Annotated in this window: 1 protein-coding gene; it reads left to right on the forward strand. The window is 40.9% G+C overall.

Features of this window, described 5'->3' with window-relative positions; translation table 11 throughout:
- Nucleotides 1-215 (forward strand): hypothetical protein (locus Q0951_RS17100; protein WP_299339553.1); only part of this gene is annotated, 215 nt, incomplete at both ends.

A 215-nucleotide genomic window follows, 5' to 3' on the forward strand; every position in this document is an offset into this window, starting at 1 on the left:
GGAACAACCGCAAGTGTTTTTGCAGATAACGGAAATGGTGTAGACGACGCAGATGGCTCACCAGCCTCAGACGCAAATATTGCAGATAATATAAGCATTACTAACGATGGTGGACTAACAGGTGTAACAATAAATACTGATGGTACTATAGATGTGCCAGCAGGAACAACTGCAGGAACATATACAGTAACGTACCAAATATGTTTAGATGTAGA

Source organism: uncultured Psychroserpens sp., from assembly GCF_947501425.1.
Taxonomy (GTDB): domain Bacteria; phylum Bacteroidota; class Bacteroidia; order Flavobacteriales; family Flavobacteriaceae; genus Psychroserpens.